Origin of the sequence: Nocardia sp. CA-120079 (assembly GCF_050955745.1) — a bacterium.
Taxonomy (GTDB): Bacteria; Actinomycetota; Actinomycetes; order Mycobacteriales; family Mycobacteriaceae; genus Nocardia.
Map to the genome: position 1 here is coordinate 5,254,821 of NZ_CP192088.1, position 18,147 is coordinate 5,272,967.

Below are 18,147 nucleotides of genomic sequence, written 5' to 3' on the forward strand. Positions count from 1 at the left end.
GCATGCAATGGTGCAGCAAGCGATGCCGAAGCTGGCGGTACTGGGACTGATTGTGGCGACGGTGGGCGTCGGATGGCTGGTTCGGGGCAGCTACCAGCAGCGCTTCGACGACTGGGCGACGGTGACGGTGGTCGCCGATCGTGCCGGGTTGGTCATGGATCGAGGCGCGAAGGTCACCATGACCGGCGTGGACGTCGGCGAGGTAACCGCGGTCGAGTACCGGCGCGATCAGGCCCGGTTGACCCTGCGGGTGCATCGCGCCGCGCTGGTATCGATTCCGGCCGATGTCACGGCCGAAATCACCTCCAACACCGTCTTCGGCGCGAAGTTCGTCAGCCTCGACGCGCCCCACCCGGCCGTCGCCGACCGGCTGGCCCCCGGTGCGGAGATCGACATTTCGCGCGTCACCGTCGAAATCAATACCGTCTTCGAGCAACTCACCAACCTGCTGCACGTGGTCGATCCCGCCCAACTCGAGGCCACCCTCGGCGCGCTGGCCACGGCGTTGCAGGGCCGCGGTGACCGGCTCGGCGCGGCAATCGACCACGCCGCCGGTGTGCTCGCGCAATTGAATGCCGCCGATCCCGGATTCGCCGAGCTGCTGCGCACGGCCGCACCCACCACGGAGCTCTACGCCGACATCGCACCGGATCTGCTGCGCACGCTGGGCGCGCTGACCACAACGAGCCACTCGGTGGTCGACGAACAGCGTCAACTGTCCGCGCTGCTCGGCAGTACCACGGCAGTGTCCAATACGGGCTCGGATCTGCTGGCGCACAACGGTTCCGGTCTCGCGGACGTGCTGCGGCTGCTGGCCCCCACCACTGCAGTGCTGGCCCTGTACTCGCCCGAGATCCCGTGCGTGTTCAAGGGAATCGCCGCGGGCAACGAGGCCAATCCGGCCGCGTACGCCGGGCAACCGGGCATCAAGATGTTCGCTGGGCTGATACCGGGCGCGACGCCGTATCACTATCCGGAAGATCTGCCCAAGGTGAATGCGACCGGCGGACCGAACTGCATGGGACTGCCCTACACCGACCCGATCGTCAACGTGCCGTACATGGTCACCGACACCGGCGCGAATCCGTACGCCCCTGAACGGCAGGCGGTCGGGCTGCGGACCCAGGACCTCGTCAGCTACCTGCTGGGCCTCGGGGGTGGCCGATGAACTGGTCGCGCGCAGTGAAATTGGGCATCTTCGTGCTGGTCATGCTCCTGGTGAACGGCGCGATGATCCTGGTGTTCACACAGATCGACGCCGGCGGCTCGCGGACCTATCACGCAGTGTTCACCGATGCGTCCGGAATGCGTCCCGGCGCCAAGGTCCGCATCGCGGGGGTTCCGGTCGGATCGGTCGGCGCGGTGCGCTACGGCGCGGACCACCGGGCCCACGTCGACTTCTCGATCACCACGAACGACCGGCCGACCACGTCCACCCGGGCAGCCATCCGCTACGAGGACCTCGTCGGCAACCGCTACCTCGAGCTGCAGCGCGGTCCGGACACCACGCAACTGCCGGTGGGCGGAACCATCCAACCGCCGAACACCGCGCCCGCCCTCGATCTGGACGCCCTGCTCGGCGGATTCCATCCGCTGCTGCAAGCGCTGGACCCGCGACAGGTCAACGAGCTATCGATGGCGTTGCTGAAGATCTTCCAGGGTCGCGCGGGAACCATCACGGATGTGCTGACCCGGGTCGGGTCGGTGACCAGCACGCTGGCCGATCGCGATCAGGTCATCGGGCGGGTGATCACCAACCTGAATACGGTTCTCACCGAAATCGCGTCGCGGGGCGACCAATTCAGCAGCACGCTCGACCATCTGCAGCAGCTGGTGTCGGGTCTGGCGCAGGACCGGGACATTCTCGGGCACGCGGTCGACAGCCTCGACGGCGCGGCCGACACGTTCACCGGACTGCTCGCCGATGTGCGTCCCGACCTGTCCGCGACGGTCAGCCAGTTGAACGCCGCGCTCACACCGACCACCAACCACATCGACACCCTCGACGAGGTGCTCAACAGGCTCCCGGACGATTACCGCAAGCTGATCCGCATGGGCACCTACGGGTCCTTCTTCAACTTCTATCTGTGCGGCCTGTCGTTCAAATTGACCGGCGCGGATGGCCGCCCGGTGGTCATCGATATGACCGACCAGCAGACCGGCAGGTGCGCACGGAAATGAATCGACTCTCCCAGCGCGAAGCCGGTCGCATAGGCCTCATCGGCATCGTCCTCATCGCGGCGATCTGCCTGGTCTCACTGCAATTCGACAAGATCCCGCTGCTCAGCGGCCAGCCCCTGCGATACGGCGCGCTATTCGACGATGCGAGCGGTCTGCACGTCGGCGACGACGTCTCGGCCGCGGGAGTGCGGGTCGGCACCGTCACCGACATCACCGTGGACAGCGGTCACGCGCGCGTCACCTTCGCCGCCGACCCGGATATCGCGCTCGGCGACGCGACCACCGCGACCATCAAGACCACATCTCTATTGGGTCGGCGCGCCGTCGAACTGGCCCCTTCCGGTGTCGGTCGTCTGCGCACCGGCGACACCATCCCACTCGACCGGACCCGTTCTGGCTACACGCTGCCGACCATCCTCAACGAGGCCACCACTGCCATCCGCGATATCGACCTCGACCAGTTGACCCGCGCGCTCGACAGCGCCTCCGACGTCCTCTCGGCGGCCACGCCGCAGGTGCGGCCCGCACTGGACGGGATGCGACGCCTCGCCGAATCGGTCAACCAGCGCGACACCGCGTTGCGTAGCCTGCTCGGCAGCGCCGAACAGGTGACCTCGGCACTTGCGAAGCGCGGGCCACAGCTGAATTCCCTAGTGCTCGACGGCAATTCGCTGCTCGGAGAACTGCAGGCCCGCAGCGGGGCACTGGGCGGACTCATCACGGGAATCGACCAGCTGTCCCGGCAACTGTCCGGCCTGGTGCACGACACCGATGCCGATCTGGCCCCGGCCCTGGACAAGCTCGGGCAGGTCCTCACGGTGCTGAACAACAACCGCGACAACGTGGCGAAGAGCATCCAGGGCTTGTCCACCTATATCGGCACGCTCGGCGACGCCGTCGCCAGCGGGCCCTACTTCTACGCCTACCTGCAGAACCTCGTACCCGCCGACTACACACAGCCCCTCATCAATACGGTGTTCGGTCTCCCACCGGCGCCCCTACCGATCCCACAGGTGCGATGATCGCCCGAATCCGACCCGGTACCTTCCGAATTCGAACCGGCCTCCCCCGCAGACGGTGGCTGCTCCGACTCGCCGCCGCCGCGCTGGCGCTCACCGTCGTGGTCGCGGGATACGACATCGTTCAGCGATCGCGCTACTACACCGTCACCGCGCATTTCACCTCCACCAGCGGCCTGTACGTCGGAGACGAGGTCCGCGTGGTCGGGGTGAAAGTAGGCACCATCGAGGCCATCGAGCCGCACGGCACCGAGCTCACGGTGCGCATGCGACTGCCGCGGTCGCTGCGGTTACCCGTCGACGTGAAGGCCGTGATCATGGCACAGAGCCTGGTCGCCGCGCGATTCATCCAGCTCACCCCCGCCTGGACCAGCGGGCCCAGCGCCGGTCGCGAGGTCGATATCCCGGTCGACCGCACCGCCGTGCCGGTCGAATGGGATCAGGTGGAGGAGCAACTGACGCGGGTCACCAACGCGCTGGCGCCGCGGCCCGATGACCCCACCGGACCCGGCGCCCGATTCCTCGGATCCGCCGCCGCGGCGATGAACGGCAACGGCGACACCCTGCGCGCCAGCCTCGACCAGCTCTCCGCCACCATGGCGACGCTGTCCGCGGGCAGCACGGATCTGTTCGGCACCGTGCGCAACCTGCAGGCGTTCACCACCGCGCTGGCAGGCAGCGAGCAGCAGATCGTCGTATTCCAGGGTCGGCTGGCATCGGTCACCGAGGTGCTGGCAGGCAACCGCAGCGATCTGTCGACCGCGCTGACCACCCTGGACGCCGCCATCGGCGATATCCAGACATTCCTCACCAAGCATCGCGACGGGCTCACCACACAGGTGCGCCAGCTCGTCGACGCCACCGATGTGATCGTGGCCCAGCGCGATGCGCTGGAAACCGTGCTGCACCGCGCGCCCACCGCGCTGTCGAACTACTACAACACCTACAACCCCGGCCAGGGCGCGATGACCGGCGTTCCGGGCCCCCAGAACTTCGGCAACCCCATCAATTTCATCTGCGGCGGCATCGCCGCCCTCGCGAACGCCACCTCCGAGCAAGGAGCCCAGCTGTGCGCGCAATACCTCGGGCCACTACTGAACACGCTGCGGATGAACTACCCGCCGGTGAGCATCAACCCGTCCACCGGCACCAGCGTGGGACCCGGCCAACTCGTCTACAGCCCACCGGAATTGCAGCAGCTCCTGCTGCCGGGACAGCCGCGATGAGGACGGCCCGCCGTCCTATGGCACTGCTGTGCGGAATCGCACTGTGCGCCACGGTGTCCGGATGCCAGTGGACGGGATTGAACTCGCTGCCGCTGCCCGGGACGCAGGGTCACGGCCCCGGCAGCTATCACGTGGTCATCGAGATGCCGGATGTCACCACCATCACCCCGAACTCACCCGTGCTGGTCAACGACGTGGAAGTCGGCACCATCACGACCATCACCACCGAGGACTGGCACGCGCGAGTGACCGTGGCGCTCAACGGTTCCGTCGTACTGCCCGCCAATGCCACCGCCAAAATCGGGCAGACCAGCCTGCTGGGCTCGACCCACATCGAACTGACCGCACCGGCCGACCCGCGCGGCGCGCTGATCGAAGGCAGTGTGATCCCGCTGGAGCGATCGGGCAGCTACCCCACCACCGAACAGACGCTCGCGGCGCTGTCCATGGTGCTCAATGGCGGCGGCCTGGGACATCTGCAGACGATCATCACCGAGGCCACCAAAGCAATTGCCGGACACGAGGATTCGATCGGCAACGTGCTCGACGGGATGAATACGCTACTGGGCGACTTGGATTCGCAGCGTGATGCGATCATCGCAACCCTGGACAATCTCGACAGGTTCGCCGCGCGACTGTCCGGCGACAACGACACGATCGGTCGGGCCGTCGCCGCTATCGACCCCGCGCTCGGCGTACTCAACGCACAGCGGCGCGACCTCACCGATGCCTTCGCCGCACTGGCTCGATTCGGCGACGCCGGTACCGCCCTGGTGCGACAGATCCACGGTGATCTGAAGCAGAACCTGGCCAATCTCGCGCCGACCCTGCAGCAGATCGCCGCAACCGGGGACGATCTCGTCGCCAATATCAACCAGCTCGCCACCTTCCCGTTCCCGCCGGTCGCCATCAAGAACGGCATCCACGGCGACTACATGAACCTGTGGGCGGAAGCGGATCTCACGCTGCCGCGGCTACAGCAGGGCCTGCTGTTCGGTACCCCGTTTTCTGCCCCACCGACGACCGGAGGCGGCCGATGAGTACAGACTCCACGACGCCTTGGCGTACTTCTCGCCTCGTGCGCAACCAGCTGATCATCTTCACGATCATCGCGCTGGTGTCTACCACCTTCACCGGCATCTACTATCTTCGGATTCCCGCGTCGCTCGATATCGGCCGCTACCGTGTCACCGTCGAATTACCAAGGGCCGGAGGGCTTTATCGCAATGCCAATGTCACCTACGACGGACATACGATCGGCCGCGTCACCTCCGTCGACCTGGCACCCACCGGAGTCACCGCCACCCTGTCGCTCATCGACTCGGTCGCCGTCCCCGCCGACCTGACCGCACGGGTACGCAGCATGTCGGCGATCGGCGAACAGTACGTCGATCTGCAACCCGCGGTCGCGCACGGACCATTCCTGCACGATGGCGATACGATCGCCGTCGACCGCGTGCGGGTCGCCGACCAGATCGGTCCCATCCTGGAGCAGACCCGCGCAATCCTCGCCTCGCTCCCACCCGATACCCTGCATACGGTGCTCGACGAGTCCGCGCGCGGATTCGGCGGTGCGGGAAAGGATCTCGCGAGCCTGCTGGACTCCACCGTCACCTTCGTCGACGCCATGGCCGCCAACGGCGACGCTCTCACCACCCTCGTTCAGCAACTCACGCCGCTGCTGAACACTCAGGTGGTCAGCAGCGCCGAAATCCGCGATTGGGCCGCGAATCTGGCCTATCTCACCGAACAGCTCCGCACCGCCGACCCCGCCGTGCGCAATATCTTGGAACGCGGACCGGCCGCGGCCGACGATGCCAACCAGCTGTTCCAGAACCTGGCACCGACACTGCCACTGCTGCTGGCCAATCTGACCACCGTGGGACAGGTCGCCCTGACCTACAACCCCGCGATCGAGCAGATCCTGGTCCTGCTGCCGCCCCTGATCGCCGCCGAGAACACCTCTGGCGCACGCGGTGCCGCCGACGGCGGCGCCAATGTCGTCTTCTCCGTGGAGGTTCAGGATCCCGCCGCCTGCACCACCGGCTATCTCTCCGCCGACGAACGCCGCAGCCCCACCGACACCAGCACACCCGATACCCCGCCCAATCTGTACTGCAATGTCCCGCAGGATTCACAGTTCGCCGTGCGCGGCACGCGGAACCTGCCGTGCCTGGAAAATCCGGGCGTCCGCGCCGCCACCCCCGAGCAGTGCCGCAACGGGGTGGTACCGCCCTCCGGAAATAACGGGCCGTTCGAGTCGAGCCCCTCGCCCGCGCCCGCGGGTGTCGCCCACTATCTGCCCGGCAGCCCCATGTATCTGGCACCGGACGGAAATCCCTACCGCCACATCGACATCAACCAACCACCCCCTCAGGAAGCGTCATGGACCTCACTGTTGACCGCTCCGATTCCCTGACCGACTCTTCGATCACGACCGCGTTGGTGACCGAGCCGCCGCGGCGTCGGCGGGCCACTCGCCCGACCGGTCCGCCGACCGAGTCCCCGGAGCATCCGGACGCCGAGGTAAGCATCGATACAACGCCACCTACGGGCAAACGACCGCCGGAGCCGAAAAGACCCCCTATCCCGCGATCGCGGTTCCCTCGTCCCAAGCTGGAGCGCAAAGGTTTTCGAATCGCCGCGGTCGTACTCGTCGTCGCGGCCCTCGTCTACGCGACGGTGACGGCACTGGCGCTGCACGAGCATCGGCGGACCGAGGCCACCGCGAACCATCAGGCCGCCATTGTCGACACCGCCCGGCGCGGTGTAACCGCCCTGATCAATATCCGCCGCGACAGCGCCGATTCGGACTTCGCGCGCCTCAGCGATATCACCACCGCACCGTTCGCGGACGAACTGCACAGCCAGTCAGGGAACTACCTGAAGGCCATCCGAGATGCAGACGTGCTGTCCACCGGCGAGGTCGTCGCCGCGGCCATCGCAGCCGACGACGGCGCCGAGGCTCCGGACGACGGCACGGTCACCGTCATAGTCGCCGCGAACGCACAGGTCACCAATACGCAGACCCGGCAACAGGAACAACGCTCCTACCGGTTCAGTGTGAAGATCAAGGAAGTCGACGGCACCCCGAAGGTGTCCAACGTGGAGTTCGTGCCGTGAATGATCGATCCGTAATCGTCCTGCGAAAGATTCTGCGGCTCAGCGTGATTCCGCTGCTCACAGCCGTTGTCGTGGCACTCACTGTGGCTGCGGTGCTGCTAGTGCGAGACAACCGGCACGACGCGGCCACGGCCGCCGCGCGCCGGGACGCACCGACCGCCGCCCGGGAAACAGTCGCGGCAATGCTCAGTTACACCTCGGCCACGGTCGACAAGGATGTCGCCGCCGTGGCGGGCCTCACCGGCTCGTTCCAGGACGACTACCGCAATCTGGTGAACAAGACGATCGCGCCGGTAGCCAAGGAGAAGGGCGTGACCACCAGAGCGCGGGTCGTATCGGCGGGCGTACTGTCGGCCTCCACCGACCGTGTGACGGTGCTGATGTTCATCGACCAGGTGACCATCAGTACGGCCGTGCCCGCACCGGCTACCAGTTCGAGCCGGGTGACCGTCACCGTCGAGAAGCACGACGACCACTGGCTCGTCAGCGGCATGACACCGCTGTAGCCCGCGAGAGGATGATTTAGATGCCGAATCCCGCGACCTCTGCGGTGCAACCGCTGGCTGGTGTGCGCATCGTGGAGATCTCCAGCTTCGTCGCCGCTCCGCTGGCGGGTATGACGCTGGCACAGCTCGGCGCGGAGGTCATCCGGATCGACCCGATCGGCGGTGCGGCCGACTACCGCCGCTGGCCGCTCACCGACGGCGGCGAGAGCATCTACTGGACCGGACTCAACAAGGGGAAGCGCTCCGTCACAGCCGATTTGCGCGCACCGGCCGGGCAACAGCTCGTCACCCGCCTGATCACCGGCGGCGGCATCCTGCTCACCAACGCCGCCGGACGGGATTGGCTCGACTACGACACGCTCACCGCTACGCGGCCCGACCTGATCCGGCTGGAGATACTGGGCCGCGCCGACGGTTCGGCCGCCGTCGACTACACCGTCAATGCTGCCACGGGTTTTCCGCTCGTCACCGGGCCCGCAGACCACGAGGGCCCGATCAATCATGTACTGCCGGCATGGGATCTGCTCTGCGGTGTGTACGCGGCGCTGGCGATCACCGCTGCGGTGCGCCACCGCGACGCGACCGGACAGGGCAGCCGGATCACCCTCCCTCTGGAGGACGTCGCGCTGGCCACGGTCGGCAACCTCGGCTTCCTCACCGAGGCGGCACTGTGCGGGCGGCAGCGCCCGCGCTTGGGCAATGCCATCTACGGCCAGTACGGTCAGCATTTCACCAGCGCCGACGGCGTCTCCTTCATGGTGGTCGCCCTGACCCCCAGGCACTTTCGTGACCTCACCGAGCTGACCGGCAGCACCGCGGCAGTCGACGCGCTGGCCACCGCGCTGGCGGCGGACTTCACCGATGAGGGCAAGCGTTACCGTCATCGCGACGTACTGACCGGACTGTTCACCCCGTGGTTCCGCGACCGCCCCGCCGAGGAGATCGGCACCGCTCTGGCGCAAACATCGGTGCTCTGGGAGCGCTACCGCAGTTTCGACGAACTCGCGACCGACCCGCGCATCACGGCGAACCCCCTGTTCACCCTGCTCCATCAACCCGAGATCGGCGAATACCTCGCCCCCGGTTCCCCGATCTCGGTGAACGGCACGCACGTCCCGGCCCGCCCCGCACCCCGACTCGGGGAACATACCGAATCCGTGCTGCGAAATCGGCTCGGGCTGTCCACCGAATCGATTGCGGCACTGCACATGTCGTCGATCGTCGCGAACGAGCCCCCGGAACGAACCGCCCGATGATTCCGCCCGGAGACCGACAGCAGATCGCCCGCGGCAGCCGAATCGCGCGGCATCACGCTAGCGACAGCACTCCGGGTCGAGTACGAAACACAAGGCGGACAACGCATCCCGGCGTGCCGCATGCTGCACGGTCATGCCCTGACGCACCGATTCCACCAGACCGGCGGCGCGCAATTGGCCAAGATGGTGGCTCACCGTCGACTCCGCCAGCGCTACCACGGCGGCCAGCTCGCGGGTATTGACCGTGCCGTCCCGCTCGGCCAACAGCAGCGACATCAATTTCACTCGCACCGGATCCGCCAGTGCCTTCAACCGCAACGCCACTTCCAGCGCGACCCGATCGTCGACCGGGGCTGCCGCCACCGGCGCGCAACAGATCGGCGCGGACACATCCAGCGCGGGCAGCGTCTTCGGCATCCCTACATCGTGGCATAAATCGAAAGGCCCGAGCCGCGCCGCCACAGCGAAAGCATCAGTCCCCCACCGGAAATACGCCTGCGGCCGCCGCCGCGAGCGACGACCGCAGGAGTCGGAGATCTCAGATCTCGGCGAGCTTCTTCGCATCCTTGCGCACGCCGAACGAGGTGACGATTTCCATGATGCCCAGGATGACCAGCCACCACCCCGCGACCAACGCGAGCGTCGCCACCGACGCGACCGGCCACACGATCAGCACCACACCACCGATCGCGGTGATGATTCCGAAGAAGGCCTCCCAGCCCCGACCCGGCAGCGCAGGCTCGGAGATCGCCGCCATCAACAGCGCGACACCGCGGAACAGCCAGCCGATACCGATCCACAGGCCGAGCAGAAGTATCGATTCCAACTCGTCACGGAAGCAGAAGATACCGATGATGATCGACAACACACCGCTGATGAACGCGAGCACCCGGATTCCGGTGCTGGTGTGCGTGCCGAATGCGGCCACCAACTGCAGGAAGCCACTCACCACCAGATAGATGCCGAAGATGATGCCTGCGGCCACCAATGTCACATCGGGCCAGACCAGGATCATCACACCGAGGATCACCGACAGGATGCCGGTGACCAGCACCGATTGCCACGCACTGCGCGCAACCCGTTGCAGAGGACCCTCTAGCACGCTGTTTGTCGTCATAGCGTGATGCTATGCCTCACGTCAGCGGTTTTCTGAACATTCGCTCGAACGGGTCGAGCGCCGCGCCCTAGGCGGGTGTCGCGATATTTACCATCCACGCGATACCGAAACGATCCAGGCACATGCCGAATTCGTCGCCCCACATCTGCTTCTCCAGCGGCACGGTCACGGTGCCACCGGCAGACAGCTTGTCCCAGTAGCCGCGCAGTTCATCGGGGGCGTCACCGCTGAGACTGATCGAAATGCTGCTTCCTGGTTTGTACTCCATACCCGGCGGGGTATCCGAAGCCATCAGCGTGAACCCGCTCGGCGTTTCCAGCATGCCGTGCATGATCAGATCCGCGCCGGGCGCGTCCTTATCCCCCATATCCCCGAAAGTCTGCATGGTCAGCGAGCCGTCGAACACATCTCGATAGAACTCCAACGCGGTGCGCGCCGAGTCGGAAAAACTGATGTACGGGTTGAGTCGGGAGGTCATGGGAACGCTCCTTGGTGGTAGTGGCCGCCATCGCCGAGGTTAGTCCTCCGACTCGGACAGTGGGCTCGATAACGAGCTACTCGCTCACGTTTATGGCCGAGAGGGCTCGGGTAGTCATCCCTAAGTGGCTCTCGTCGTGTGCATCCATGGGGTGAAGCGGGTGGGTCGGGTTCGCGAGTCTCGGGTGGCTAGGAGAAGAGGGTGGCGGTTGTTCTCGTGCTGCAGGCACGTGGCCTCGGTGATCTACTCACCGCGGTTCCCGCGTTGCGCGCGCTGCGACGGGCGAAACCGCACGATCAGATCGTCCTCGCCGCTCCGCATCGCCTGAAGCCGATCGTCGACCTCATCGCCTCCGTCGACTCCATGATCCCCACCTCCGACCTCGGTGACCTGCGCTGGGACGCTCCCGAACCCGGACTGGCGGTGAATCTGCACGGCCCGAGCGCCGAGAGCATCGTCGCGCTCACCAAGACCGATCCCGGACGCATCCTCTCCTACCGCAATCCCGCCTTTCCGGAGCTGGAGGGCCCGGAGTGGCAGACGGATATGCATCACGTCGAGCGCTGGTGCCATCTGCTCGAATCCGACGGCATCGTGGCCGATCGTCGCAATCTGGGGCTCGTCCCACCGGTCGCGACCACCAGTCGCCGCAATTGCATCGCGGTGCACGTGGGAGCGGGCGCACCGGCCCGCCGCTGGCCGCCGGACCGGTTCGCCGCGGTCGTACGGCATCTGCTGGTACTCGGTCGCGAAGTGGTCCTCACCGGTGACGAGTCCGAGCGCGATATCGCGCTGAATATCGCCGCCCGCGCGGGCCTATCCGGTGGCCGGGTGCTCGCGGGCGAGCAGAACCTCATCGAACTCGCCGCCACCGTCGCCGAGGCCGCGCTCGTGATCTGCGGTGATACCGGCGTCGCACATCTGGCCACCGCCTTTGGAACCCGGACCGTATTGCTGTTCGGACCGACACCGCCGCGCTGGGGCGGGCCCCCACCGCATCTCCTCGGCAGGCATGCGGTGCTGTGGGCCGGCCAGCTCGGCGATCCCACGGCCGATTCGCCCGACCCCGGTTTGCTGCGAATCGGCGTCACCGAGGTGATCAGCGCGGTCGACAAGCAGCTCGCCAAGCTGGCATGGCCGGCCAGCGGAAACAATCGCGGGCGAACGGCATATCGCCGCGTGGGTTGACCACGAGCATTCAGCTGTTGCCCTCGGAGCGAGCATTGCTCAAAGCCGCTGCGTAGGCCGCCAGCGCGCTGGGCCAGAACTGTTCCAGATAGTCGCGCGCATCGCCCAGTCCGCGCGGATCCAGGAAGTACAACCGCCGATTGCCCTCCGGACGCATCATCACGAGCCGGGCCTCGCGCAGCACACGTAGATGCTGGGAGGCCGCCGAGCTGGTTACGCCGACGAGTTTCGCGAGATCGCCGACCGACAGCGGCGCGGTCGGCAATGCCTCGAAAATGGCCCGGCGGGTCGGGTCGGCGAGCGCCTCGATGGCATGAACTCCATTAGTCGCCACTGAAACAGTGTGAGCGACCGGCGTCTTGCCGGTCAACTCCGCGTCATACGGCATCACGCCAGGTCGACAATGCATACACAGCGTGTCGTTATCGAGCCGTAACCAACCAACTGGGCTTTTGCGTACCTGTGACGGTTGGCACAGGATTACGGAAGCCGAATGGCGGTCCCGTACGTTCTAGCCATGCCCGTGACCGTATCGTTACCTTATCGTCTCGGCGCGACCCGCTCACGCCGCAACCGCGCCACAACTCGAGTCGTCGCCGCGGCCGCCGTCGTCAGCGCCTCGCTCGGCGTCATGGCCGCCGTGGAACCCGACGCACTGGCCGGGAAGACGGACCAGTCGGCCGACCGGATCAGTGGCGCTGTCGCCTTCACCGCGTTCACCCCGCGCGAGGCCCAGATGCCGCAGACCGTGCCCGAAGCCGTGATATGGGAGCAGACCCGCATCGCCACCGAGGCGGCCCGGCCGCGCACCGTTCGCCCCATCGAGGGTGTGCTGACATCCAACTTCGGCATGCGCTGGGGTGCGCTGCACGCCGGACTCGATTTCGCCGACGCCATCGGGACCCCGATCGCCGCCGTCACCGACGGCACCGTCATCGAGGCGGGCCCGGCCTCCGGCTTCGGCCTCTGGGTGCGGGTGCAGCAGGATGACGGCACCATCGGCATCTACGGCCATGTGAACGACATTCTCGCCACCGTCGGTCAGCAGGTGCGCGCGGGCGATGTCATCGCTACCGTCGGCAACCGTGGCTTCTCCACCGGCCCGCACCTGCACTACGAAATCCACTCGGGCGCGGGCGCACCGATCGATCCGATGCCCTGGCTCGGCGCGCGCGGCATCGCCGTCGGCATCGCCCCGGAGTAAACGAGCCCGCCGCCGCTCCGCGTGAGATTCGGCCACCAGCGCATTCGCGATTCGACGAGGGGATCGCGAATGCATCCGGTGTTCGGTTTCTAGTACCTCGGTATTACCCGCGAATGGCGCTGCGGCGGGACGTGGCCGAGCATTGTCGATTCCTACCGTCGGATCATGCCGACGATCGATACCCTTTCCGCCCCTGGCGATTCCGTGCGCCACCGCCGCGCCGTCACATCGGACCTGCCGGGCGGCAGTCACCTCCATCGCCCGCTGCTGTGGATGGTGGCCACGATGGGTGCGCTCGTCCTGTTCTCGGCCGGTGGCATGGTGTTCGACGACCGGATGCTGCTCGACGAATCCGTATGGCTCAAACCGTTCAAGTTCGGGCTCGCTTTCGTGCTCTATGGGATCACCCTGGCATGGCTGCTGTCGTTGCCGCACAGGGGGAGTCGCGTCACCTGGTGGATGGGGACGGTGTTCGCGATCACCGGATTCGTGGACGTCGGATTCATCGTGGTGCAGGCCGCGCGCGGGACCTACAGCCATTTCAACAGCGAGGCCGACGCGGTGAATTCGATCGGTCAGATGGTGTTCGCGTCCGGCGTGCCCGGCCTGTTCTTCGCGAATCTCGTTATCGTGCTGATCCTTTCGTGGCAGCGGCTGGTGGACCGGCCGACCGCTCGGGCCATTCACGCCGGACTCGGTCTCGCCGTGGTCGGGATGGCGCTCGGGTACCTGATGGGGTTTACCGGGAAACAGCTGGTGCGCGATGCCGACGGCAATGTGGTCGAGTTGGTGGCCGGCCATACCGTCCTGGACAACCCGTCACTCGAGGCGCGTGACGGTGTCGGCGGCATGCCGATCACGCACTGGAGCACCATCGGCGGCGATCTGCGGATCCCGCATTTTCTCGGGCTACACGCCATTCAGGTCTTGCTGCTCGCCGTTGTCGCACTGGCCTGGTTGGCGCCGCGCTACCCGTGGCTGCGGAGCGAACGCACGCGCGCCGCGTTGATCGGTGTGCTCGCAGCGGGCTATGCCGGGCTGCTCGCGATCGTGTTCTGGCAGGCGATGCGAGCCCAGTCGCTGGTGCATCCGGACGGTCGGACGCTGTTCGCCGTGGGTGTATTGATCTGGGTGGTTGCTCTACTGACCCTCGCTGTCTACTGGCAGGCGCGCGCCCACGGCCGCAACGCCCCAAGTGCCGCGCGACTGTTCGCCGCGGGCACGCGCGCCCGCGGCCAGTAGCGGCGTTCACTAAGCTCTTGCTCCTATGGCCCTCAGCGCAACACTGCACAACTTCGCCGTCCAACTCGCCGATGTCGACCGTGGCGTGTACCAGGAGTTGGAGTTGCGGGTTGCGCGCCACCCGTCCGAAACCGCCGAGTTCATGCTGACGCGATTGCTCGCCTACTGCCTCGAGTACGAGGAAGGCATCGCCTTCAGCGACGGCGGAGTGTCGTCCACCGACGAGCCCGCGGTGCTGGTGCGCGATCTCACCGGACGGCTCACCGCCTGGATCGAGGTCGGTGCACCCGATGCCGATCGCGTGCACCGCGGCAGCAAATCGGCTGAGCGCGTTGCCATCTACACCCATCGCGACCCGGCCAAGGTGCTCGCACAGTTCACCGGTAAACGGGTCCACCGCGCCGAAGCGATCCCGCTGTACAGCTTCGATCGCGACTTCATCGATGCCGCGGTAGCCGCGATCGAACGCCGCAACACGGTCACGGTGTCGATCACCGAGCGACTGCTCTACCTGGATCTCAATGGGACGAACCTGAGCACGTCGATCGAAGAGCGCAGGCTCGGCTAGCGGTTGACGCTCACCGCAGCCGTTCTGCCTCGCGGGTGAGGGTCAACAGTGTCGCGCTCAACGCCTTCAACTCTTCGGTGTCGGCGCCCTCACCGATGGCAGTGGCGACATCCTCGGCGGCGCAGCGGGCGGCGAACCAGCGGTCGGCCAGATCGGCCGCCTCCTGGGCGCTCAGTACCACCGAATCCGCCGGAATTCCGGTTCCCTTCAAGCTGTTGCGGTGTTCGTAGGCGCGTTGGCGACAGGACTGACGGCAGTACCGGCGACGACGTCCGGCCTCCGATTCGACGATCTCCCGCCCACACCACAGGCAGCAGGACAGCACGCGGCGCGACATGACGCAGAACCCTAATGGTTGTGCCGACCGAATGGCACTCCCGACCCCGGTTCAGCGGCGCGGCGTGGGCGTGGCGGAGGGTGGCCGGGACACCGACTACAATGGAACGGTTCGCCAGTACGCCGATGGGGAACTATTGGCGCAGGCACGATCGTTACATCTAAGGTCCAGCGAGCGTCACGCGTTCATCCGGCACTGACCGATGAAGGACGCGGTCGCGGCGCAACAAGACTCGAGCACACAGGGAGAGGCACACCATGGCAGATCGCGTACTCCGGGGCAGTCGGCTCGGAGCGGTGAGCTACGAAACCGATCGCGACCACGACCTGGCCCCGCGACGGATTGCTCGGTACCGGACCGATAACGGCGAGGAGTTCGACGTCCCCTTCGCCGACGACGCCGAGATCCCCCCGACCTGGCTGTGCCGCAACGGCCAGGAGGGCACCCTCATGGAGGGCACCACCCAGGAGACCAAAAAGGTCAAGCCGCCGCGCACCCACTGGGACATGCTGCTGGAGCGTCGCAGCAAGGAAGAGCTGGAGGACCTGCTGAAGGAGCGGCTGGATCTGCTCAAGACGCGGCGTCGGGTCTAGGTTTCATCACGCGAAAGAAGGCCGCTTGCACCGACTGGGGCAAGCGGCCTTTCTCCTGCGGTGAACCGACCGACACTACTTACTAGCGACCTTGCGGTAGCGCAGCAGAGCCAACGGCACGACCACTACCAGGATGGCCAGGGAACAAGCCACCGCGTAGAGGATGCAGTGGTCGGCGGGCCAACCGGTCGGGGTGCCGAAGCTCGGGGGTGCGCCGTTGTCGAAGAGCTTGCGTCCGGCGGCGGAAACGGCGGTGATGGGGTTCCATTCGGCGACGGTGCGCAGCGGACCGGGCAGCGATTCCGCGGAGATGAAGGCCGAGGAGATGAACGTCAACGGGAACAGCCAGATCAGGCCCGCGCTCTGGGCGACTTCGACGGTGGGTGAAAACAGACCGGTGATGGCCCCGACCCAGGACATGGCAAACGCGAACAGCAGAATTATCGCGAAAGCCAGTACAGCATCGATGATCCCGCCGTTGATCCGCCAGCCGACGATGTACCCGCAACCGACCATGACGGCCAGGCTCAGGATATTCACCGCCAGATCCGAGAGTGTGCGCCCCATCAGCACCGCCAGCCGCGACATCGGCAGCGTCCGCATGCGGTCGATGATTCCCTTCTCCAGATCACCCGCCAAGCCGACCGTGGTGAAGGCGGCGTTGAAAGCGACTGTCTGGGTGAAGATTCCGGCGAGCAGGAACTCGCGATACTGGCCGCCGCCGAGTGAGGCACCGAAGATGTAGGCGAACAGGAAAACGAACATCAGCGGCTGGATCGTCGCGGTCACCAGTAGGGTCGGGACCCGCAGGATGGTCAGCAGATTCCGGTACGCCACGATGGCGCTGTCCCGGATGACCCGGACGTGTGGCTGCCGAATCTCCGGTGGGGTTTCGGGTTTCGTGGCCGATTCCGCTTCGGTGCGCGCGACCGCGGTGCTCATCAAGACAAGATCTCCTCTTGTACATCGATTTCCGGCTCGACTGCGTGCGCGGAGGTGCCGGTGAGGGACAGGAAAACGTCGTCGAGGCTGGGCCGGTGCACGCCGGCGTCGATCACGCACACCCCGGCGTCGTCGAGCCTGCGCAGCGCTTCGACCATGGTGCGGGAGCCGTCGGCGACCACGATGGAGACCTCGTCCGCGCCCAGATCGTGGGTCGGCTCACCGATACCGACCTGCGCGAGGATCGTCAGCGCGGGCAGCACGTCCTGGCCCGGGGCCAGCGTGACGGTGAGCCGGTCGCCGCCGATGGAGGTCTTCAACTCATCGGCCGAACCATTGGCGATGACCCGTCCGCGATCGATGACGGTGATGCGGTCGGCGAGCTGATCGGCCTCTTCCAGATACTGGGTGGTGAGCAGCACCGTCGTGCCGTCGTCGACGAGATCGCCGATGACGCGCCACATATCGAGACGGCCACGCGGATCCAGGCCGGTGGTCGGCTCGTCGAGCACCACCACCGCGGGCCGAGCCACCAATGCCCCGGCGAGGTCGAGCCGCCGCGCCATGCCGCCGGAATAAGTACCGGCACGACGGTGCGCCGCATGGTCCAGACCGAAAGTGCTCAGCAATTCCGTCGCACGAGATGCGGCCTGCCGCTGCGACATTCCGTACAGCCGCGCCACCATGCGCAGATTCTCATAGCCGGTCAGGTTGGCGTCGACCGCCGCGTACTGACCGGACAGCCCGATGCGCCGCCGCGCGGTCGCCGGATCGCGCAAGACGTCGATACCCGCCACCCGCACCGATCCGGCGCAGGGCCGCAGCAGGGTGGTCACGATACGCACCGTGGTCGTTTTGCCCGCGCCATTGGGCCCGAGCAGTGCCATCACCGTGCCCGCCGGAATCTGTAGGTCGACCTCGTCCAGCACCCGCACCCGGCCGTAAGTCTTGACCAGGCCGCGCACCTCCACCGCCAGACTCACGACACAACCTGCCCAGCCCTGGCCCCCGGCGCCCGCACTCTCGCCGAGCCTGCTACCGATTGCTCACAGCCGGTCGATTCATCGCATTCGTTCACGACTCGCTCCTGTTCCGCCCCTCGGCACCGGCGTCCCGGCCCGCGCGGTCGTCGGCGATATCTCGCGCGAATCCGCCTCGGTAACACCG

Annotated in this window: 21 protein-coding genes; 14 read left to right on the forward strand and 7 right to left on the reverse strand. The window is 66.4% G+C overall.

Features of this window, described 5'->3' with window-relative positions; genetic code table 11:
• Positions 1 to 7: 7 nt before the first annotated feature.
• Genes ACQPYR_RS24195 through ACQPYR_RS24235 form a run of 9 tightly spaced genes read left to right on the forward strand, consistent with a single transcriptional unit; the run spans position 8 to position 9,311 of the window.
• Positions 8 to 1,168: an MCE family protein gene (locus tag ACQPYR_RS24195; protein WP_433621240.1), complete on the forward strand. Its 1,161-nt coding sequence runs from the start codon at positions 8 to 10 to the stop codon at positions 1,166 to 1,168.
• Positions 1,165 to 2,181, forward strand: a complete 1,017-nt coding sequence (locus ACQPYR_RS24200; RefSeq protein WP_433621241.1) for an MCE family protein — start codon at positions 1,165 to 1,167, stop codon at positions 2,179 to 2,181. The genes ACQPYR_RS24195 and ACQPYR_RS24200 overlap by 4 nt, the downstream gene beginning before the upstream one ends.
• Positions 2,178 to 3,203, forward strand: coding sequence for an MCE family protein (locus ACQPYR_RS24205; RefSeq protein WP_433621242.1), 1,026 nt, complete (start codon positions 2,178 to 2,180; stop codon positions 3,201 to 3,203). Before ACQPYR_RS24200 ends, ACQPYR_RS24205 begins: the two co-directional genes overlap by 4 nt.
• Positions 3,200 to 4,426, forward strand: coding sequence for an MCE family protein (locus tag ACQPYR_RS24210; RefSeq protein ID WP_433621243.1), 1,227 nt, complete (start codon positions 3,200 to 3,202; stop codon positions 4,424 to 4,426). The genes ACQPYR_RS24205 and ACQPYR_RS24210 overlap by 4 nt, the downstream gene beginning before the upstream one ends.
• Entirely contained in the window at positions 4,423 to 5,466 is a 1,044-nt protein-coding gene (locus tag ACQPYR_RS24215; protein WP_433621244.1) for an MCE family protein, read from the forward strand. Before ACQPYR_RS24210 ends, ACQPYR_RS24215 begins: the two co-directional genes overlap by 4 nt.
• Positions 5,463 to 6,845 (forward strand): MCE family protein, encoded by a 1,383-nt coding sequence (locus ACQPYR_RS24220; protein WP_433621245.1) that lies wholly within the window; start codon positions 5,463 to 5,465, stop codon positions 6,843 to 6,845. Before ACQPYR_RS24215 ends, ACQPYR_RS24220 begins: the two co-directional genes overlap by 4 nt.
• Positions 6,812 to 7,549, forward strand: a complete 738-nt coding sequence (locus ACQPYR_RS24225; protein ID WP_433621246.1) for a hypothetical protein — start codon at positions 6,812 to 6,814, stop codon at positions 7,547 to 7,549. Before ACQPYR_RS24220 ends, ACQPYR_RS24225 begins: the two co-directional genes overlap by 34 nt.
• The gene (locus ACQPYR_RS24230; RefSeq protein ID WP_433621247.1) at positions 7,546 to 8,055 is read left to right on the forward strand and encodes a hypothetical protein; all 510 of its coding nucleotides are present in this window, start codon (positions 7,546 to 7,548) and stop codon (positions 8,053 to 8,055) included. The genes ACQPYR_RS24225 and ACQPYR_RS24230 overlap by 4 nt, the downstream gene beginning before the upstream one ends.
• A 20-nt stretch (positions 8,056 to 8,075) precedes the next feature.
• Positions 8,076 to 9,311, forward strand: a complete 1,236-nt coding sequence (locus ACQPYR_RS24235) for a CoA transferase (protein ID WP_433621248.1) — start codon at positions 8,076 to 8,078, stop codon at positions 9,309 to 9,311.
• A 57-nt stretch (positions 9,312 to 9,368) separates the two neighbouring features.
• Here the strand turns inward: ACQPYR_RS24235 and ACQPYR_RS24240 are convergent, their stop codons facing one another.
• The 3 genes from ACQPYR_RS24240 to ACQPYR_RS24250 form a co-directional block, all read right to left on the reverse strand.
• Complete coding sequence (locus ACQPYR_RS24240; RefSeq protein ID WP_433621249.1) at positions 9,369 to 9,728, reverse strand: Rv2640c family ArsR-like transcriptional regulator; 360 nt, start codon at positions 9,726 to 9,728, stop codon at positions 9,369 to 9,371.
• Between the two features lie 121 nt (positions 9,729 to 9,849).
• Positions 9,850 to 10,428 (reverse strand): HdeD family acid-resistance protein, encoded by a 579-nt coding sequence (locus ACQPYR_RS24245; protein WP_433621250.1) that lies wholly within the window; start codon positions 10,426 to 10,428, stop codon positions 9,850 to 9,852.
• A 67-nt stretch (positions 10,429 to 10,495) separates the two neighbouring features.
• Positions 10,496 to 10,906, reverse strand: coding sequence for a VOC family protein (locus tag ACQPYR_RS24250; protein WP_433621251.1), 411 nt, complete (start codon positions 10,904 to 10,906; stop codon positions 10,496 to 10,498).
• A 201-nt stretch (positions 10,907 to 11,107) separates the two neighbouring features.
• On the opposite strand from ACQPYR_RS24250, the gene ACQPYR_RS24255 reads away from it, so the two are divergent.
• Positions 11,108 to 12,094 (forward strand): glycosyltransferase family 9 protein, encoded by a 987-nt coding sequence (locus ACQPYR_RS24255; protein ID WP_433621252.1) that lies wholly within the window; start codon positions 11,108 to 11,110, stop codon positions 12,092 to 12,094.
• 10 nt (positions 12,095 to 12,104) lie between these two features.
• Here the strand turns inward: ACQPYR_RS24255 and ACQPYR_RS24260 are convergent, their stop codons facing one another.
• A complete protein-coding gene (locus tag ACQPYR_RS24260; RefSeq protein WP_433621253.1) occupies positions 12,105 to 12,428 on the reverse strand; it encodes an ArsR/SmtB family transcription factor in 324 nt (107 codons plus the stop codon).
• Between the two features lie 183 nt (positions 12,429 to 12,611).
• Here ACQPYR_RS24260 and ACQPYR_RS24265 point away from each other — a divergent pair, with 183 nt between their 5' ends.
• The 3 genes from ACQPYR_RS24265 to ACQPYR_RS24275 all read left to right on the forward strand — a co-directional run bounded on the left by ACQPYR_RS24265 (position 12,612) and on the right by ACQPYR_RS24275 (position 15,108).
• Positions 12,612 to 13,298, forward strand: coding sequence for a M23 family metallopeptidase (locus ACQPYR_RS24265; RefSeq protein WP_433621254.1), 687 nt, complete (start codon positions 12,612 to 12,614; stop codon positions 13,296 to 13,298).
• Between the two features lie 165 nt (positions 13,299 to 13,463).
• On the forward strand, positions 13,464 to 14,540 hold the full coding sequence (locus tag ACQPYR_RS24270) for a hypothetical protein (RefSeq protein ID WP_433621255.1): 1,077 nt from the start codon (positions 13,464 to 13,466) through the stop codon (positions 14,538 to 14,540).
• Between the two features lie 25 nt (positions 14,541 to 14,565).
• On the forward strand, positions 14,566 to 15,108 hold the full coding sequence (locus ACQPYR_RS24275; RefSeq protein ID WP_433621256.1) for a YaeQ family protein: 543 nt from the start codon (positions 14,566 to 14,568) through the stop codon (positions 15,106 to 15,108).
• Between the two features lie 10 nt (positions 15,109 to 15,118).
• Here the strand turns inward: ACQPYR_RS24275 and ACQPYR_RS24280 are convergent, their stop codons facing one another.
• Positions 15,119 to 15,445: a hypothetical protein gene (locus ACQPYR_RS24280; protein WP_063042219.1), complete on the reverse strand. Its 327-nt coding sequence runs from the start codon at positions 15,443 to 15,445 to the stop codon at positions 15,119 to 15,121.
• Positions 15,446 to 15,702: 257 nt separating this feature from the next.
• Here ACQPYR_RS24280 and ACQPYR_RS24285 point away from each other — a divergent pair, with 257 nt between their 5' ends.
• A complete protein-coding gene (locus ACQPYR_RS24285) occupies positions 15,703 to 16,038 on the forward strand; it encodes an RNA polymerase-binding protein RbpA (protein ID WP_433621257.1) in 336 nt (111 codons plus the stop codon).
• Positions 16,039 to 16,113: 75 nt separating this feature from the next.
• On the opposite strand, the gene ACQPYR_RS24290 is transcribed toward ACQPYR_RS24285, so the two are convergent.
• Together ACQPYR_RS24290 and ACQPYR_RS24295 are read right to left on the reverse strand one after the other, a co-directional pair.
• Entirely contained in the window at positions 16,114 to 16,980 is an 867-nt protein-coding gene (locus ACQPYR_RS24290) for an ABC transporter permease (protein WP_433621258.1), read from the reverse strand.
• Complete coding sequence (locus ACQPYR_RS24295) at positions 16,980 to 17,963, reverse strand: ATP-binding cassette domain-containing protein (protein WP_433621259.1); 984 nt, start codon at positions 17,961 to 17,963, stop codon at positions 16,980 to 16,982. The genes ACQPYR_RS24290 and ACQPYR_RS24295 overlap by 1 nt, the downstream gene beginning before the upstream one ends.
• Between the last annotated feature and the right edge of the window lie 184 nt (positions 17,964 to 18,147).

Bases quoted from the DNA above. Each gene is read 5' to 3' on its own strand.
- ACQPYR_RS24240 (WP_433621249.1), bottom strand. From the start codon at position 9,728: ATGCCGAAGACGCTGCCCGCGCTGGATGTGTCCGCGCCGATCTGTTGC.
- ACQPYR_RS24205 (WP_433621242.1), top strand. From the start codon at position 2,178: ATGAATCGACTCTCCCAGCGCGAAGCCGGTCGCATAGGCCTCATCGGC.
- ACQPYR_RS24210 (WP_433621243.1), top strand. From the start codon at position 3,200: ATGATCGCCCGAATCCGACCCGGTACCTTCCGAATTCGAACCGGCCTC.
- ACQPYR_RS24200 (WP_433621241.1), top strand. From the start codon at position 1,165: ATGAACTGGTCGCGCGCAGTGAAATTGGGCATCTTCGTGCTGGTCATG.
- ACQPYR_RS24245 (WP_433621250.1), bottom strand. From the start codon at position 10,428: ATGACGACAAACAGCGTGCTAGAGGGTCCTCTGCAACGGGTTGCGCGC.
- ACQPYR_RS24220 (WP_433621245.1), top strand. From the start codon at position 5,463: ATGAGTACAGACTCCACGACGCCTTGGCGTACTTCTCGCCTCGTGCGC.
- ACQPYR_RS24280 (WP_063042219.1), bottom strand. From the start codon at position 15,445: ATGTCGCGCCGCGTGCTGTCCTGCTGCCTGTGGTGTGGGCGGGAGATC.
- ACQPYR_RS24215 (WP_433621244.1), top strand. From the start codon at position 4,423: ATGAGGACGGCCCGCCGTCCTATGGCACTGCTGTGCGGAATCGCACTG.
- ACQPYR_RS24225 (WP_433621246.1), top strand. From the start codon at position 6,812: ATGGACCTCACTGTTGACCGCTCCGATTCCCTGACCGACTCTTCGATC.
- ACQPYR_RS24290 (WP_433621258.1), bottom strand. From the start codon at position 16,980: ATGAGCACCGCGGTCGCGCGCACCGAAGCGGAATCGGCCACGAAACCC.
- ACQPYR_RS24195 (WP_433621240.1), top strand. From the start codon at position 8: ATGGTGCAGCAAGCGATGCCGAAGCTGGCGGTACTGGGACTGATTGTG.
- ACQPYR_RS24285 (WP_433621257.1), top strand. From the start codon at position 15,703: ATGGCAGATCGCGTACTCCGGGGCAGTCGGCTCGGAGCGGTGAGCTAC.
- ACQPYR_RS24270 (WP_433621255.1), top strand. From the start codon at position 13,464: ATGCCGACGATCGATACCCTTTCCGCCCCTGGCGATTCCGTGCGCCAC.
- ACQPYR_RS24235 (WP_433621248.1), top strand. From the start codon at position 8,076: ATGCCGAATCCCGCGACCTCTGCGGTGCAACCGCTGGCTGGTGTGCGC.
- ACQPYR_RS24265 (WP_433621254.1), top strand. From the start codon at position 12,612: ATGCCCGTGACCGTATCGTTACCTTATCGTCTCGGCGCGACCCGCTCA.
- ACQPYR_RS24275 (WP_433621256.1), top strand. From the start codon at position 14,566: ATGGCCCTCAGCGCAACACTGCACAACTTCGCCGTCCAACTCGCCGAT.
- ACQPYR_RS24250 (WP_433621251.1), bottom strand. From the start codon at position 10,906: ATGACCTCCCGACTCAACCCGTACATCAGTTTTTCCGACTCGGCGCGC.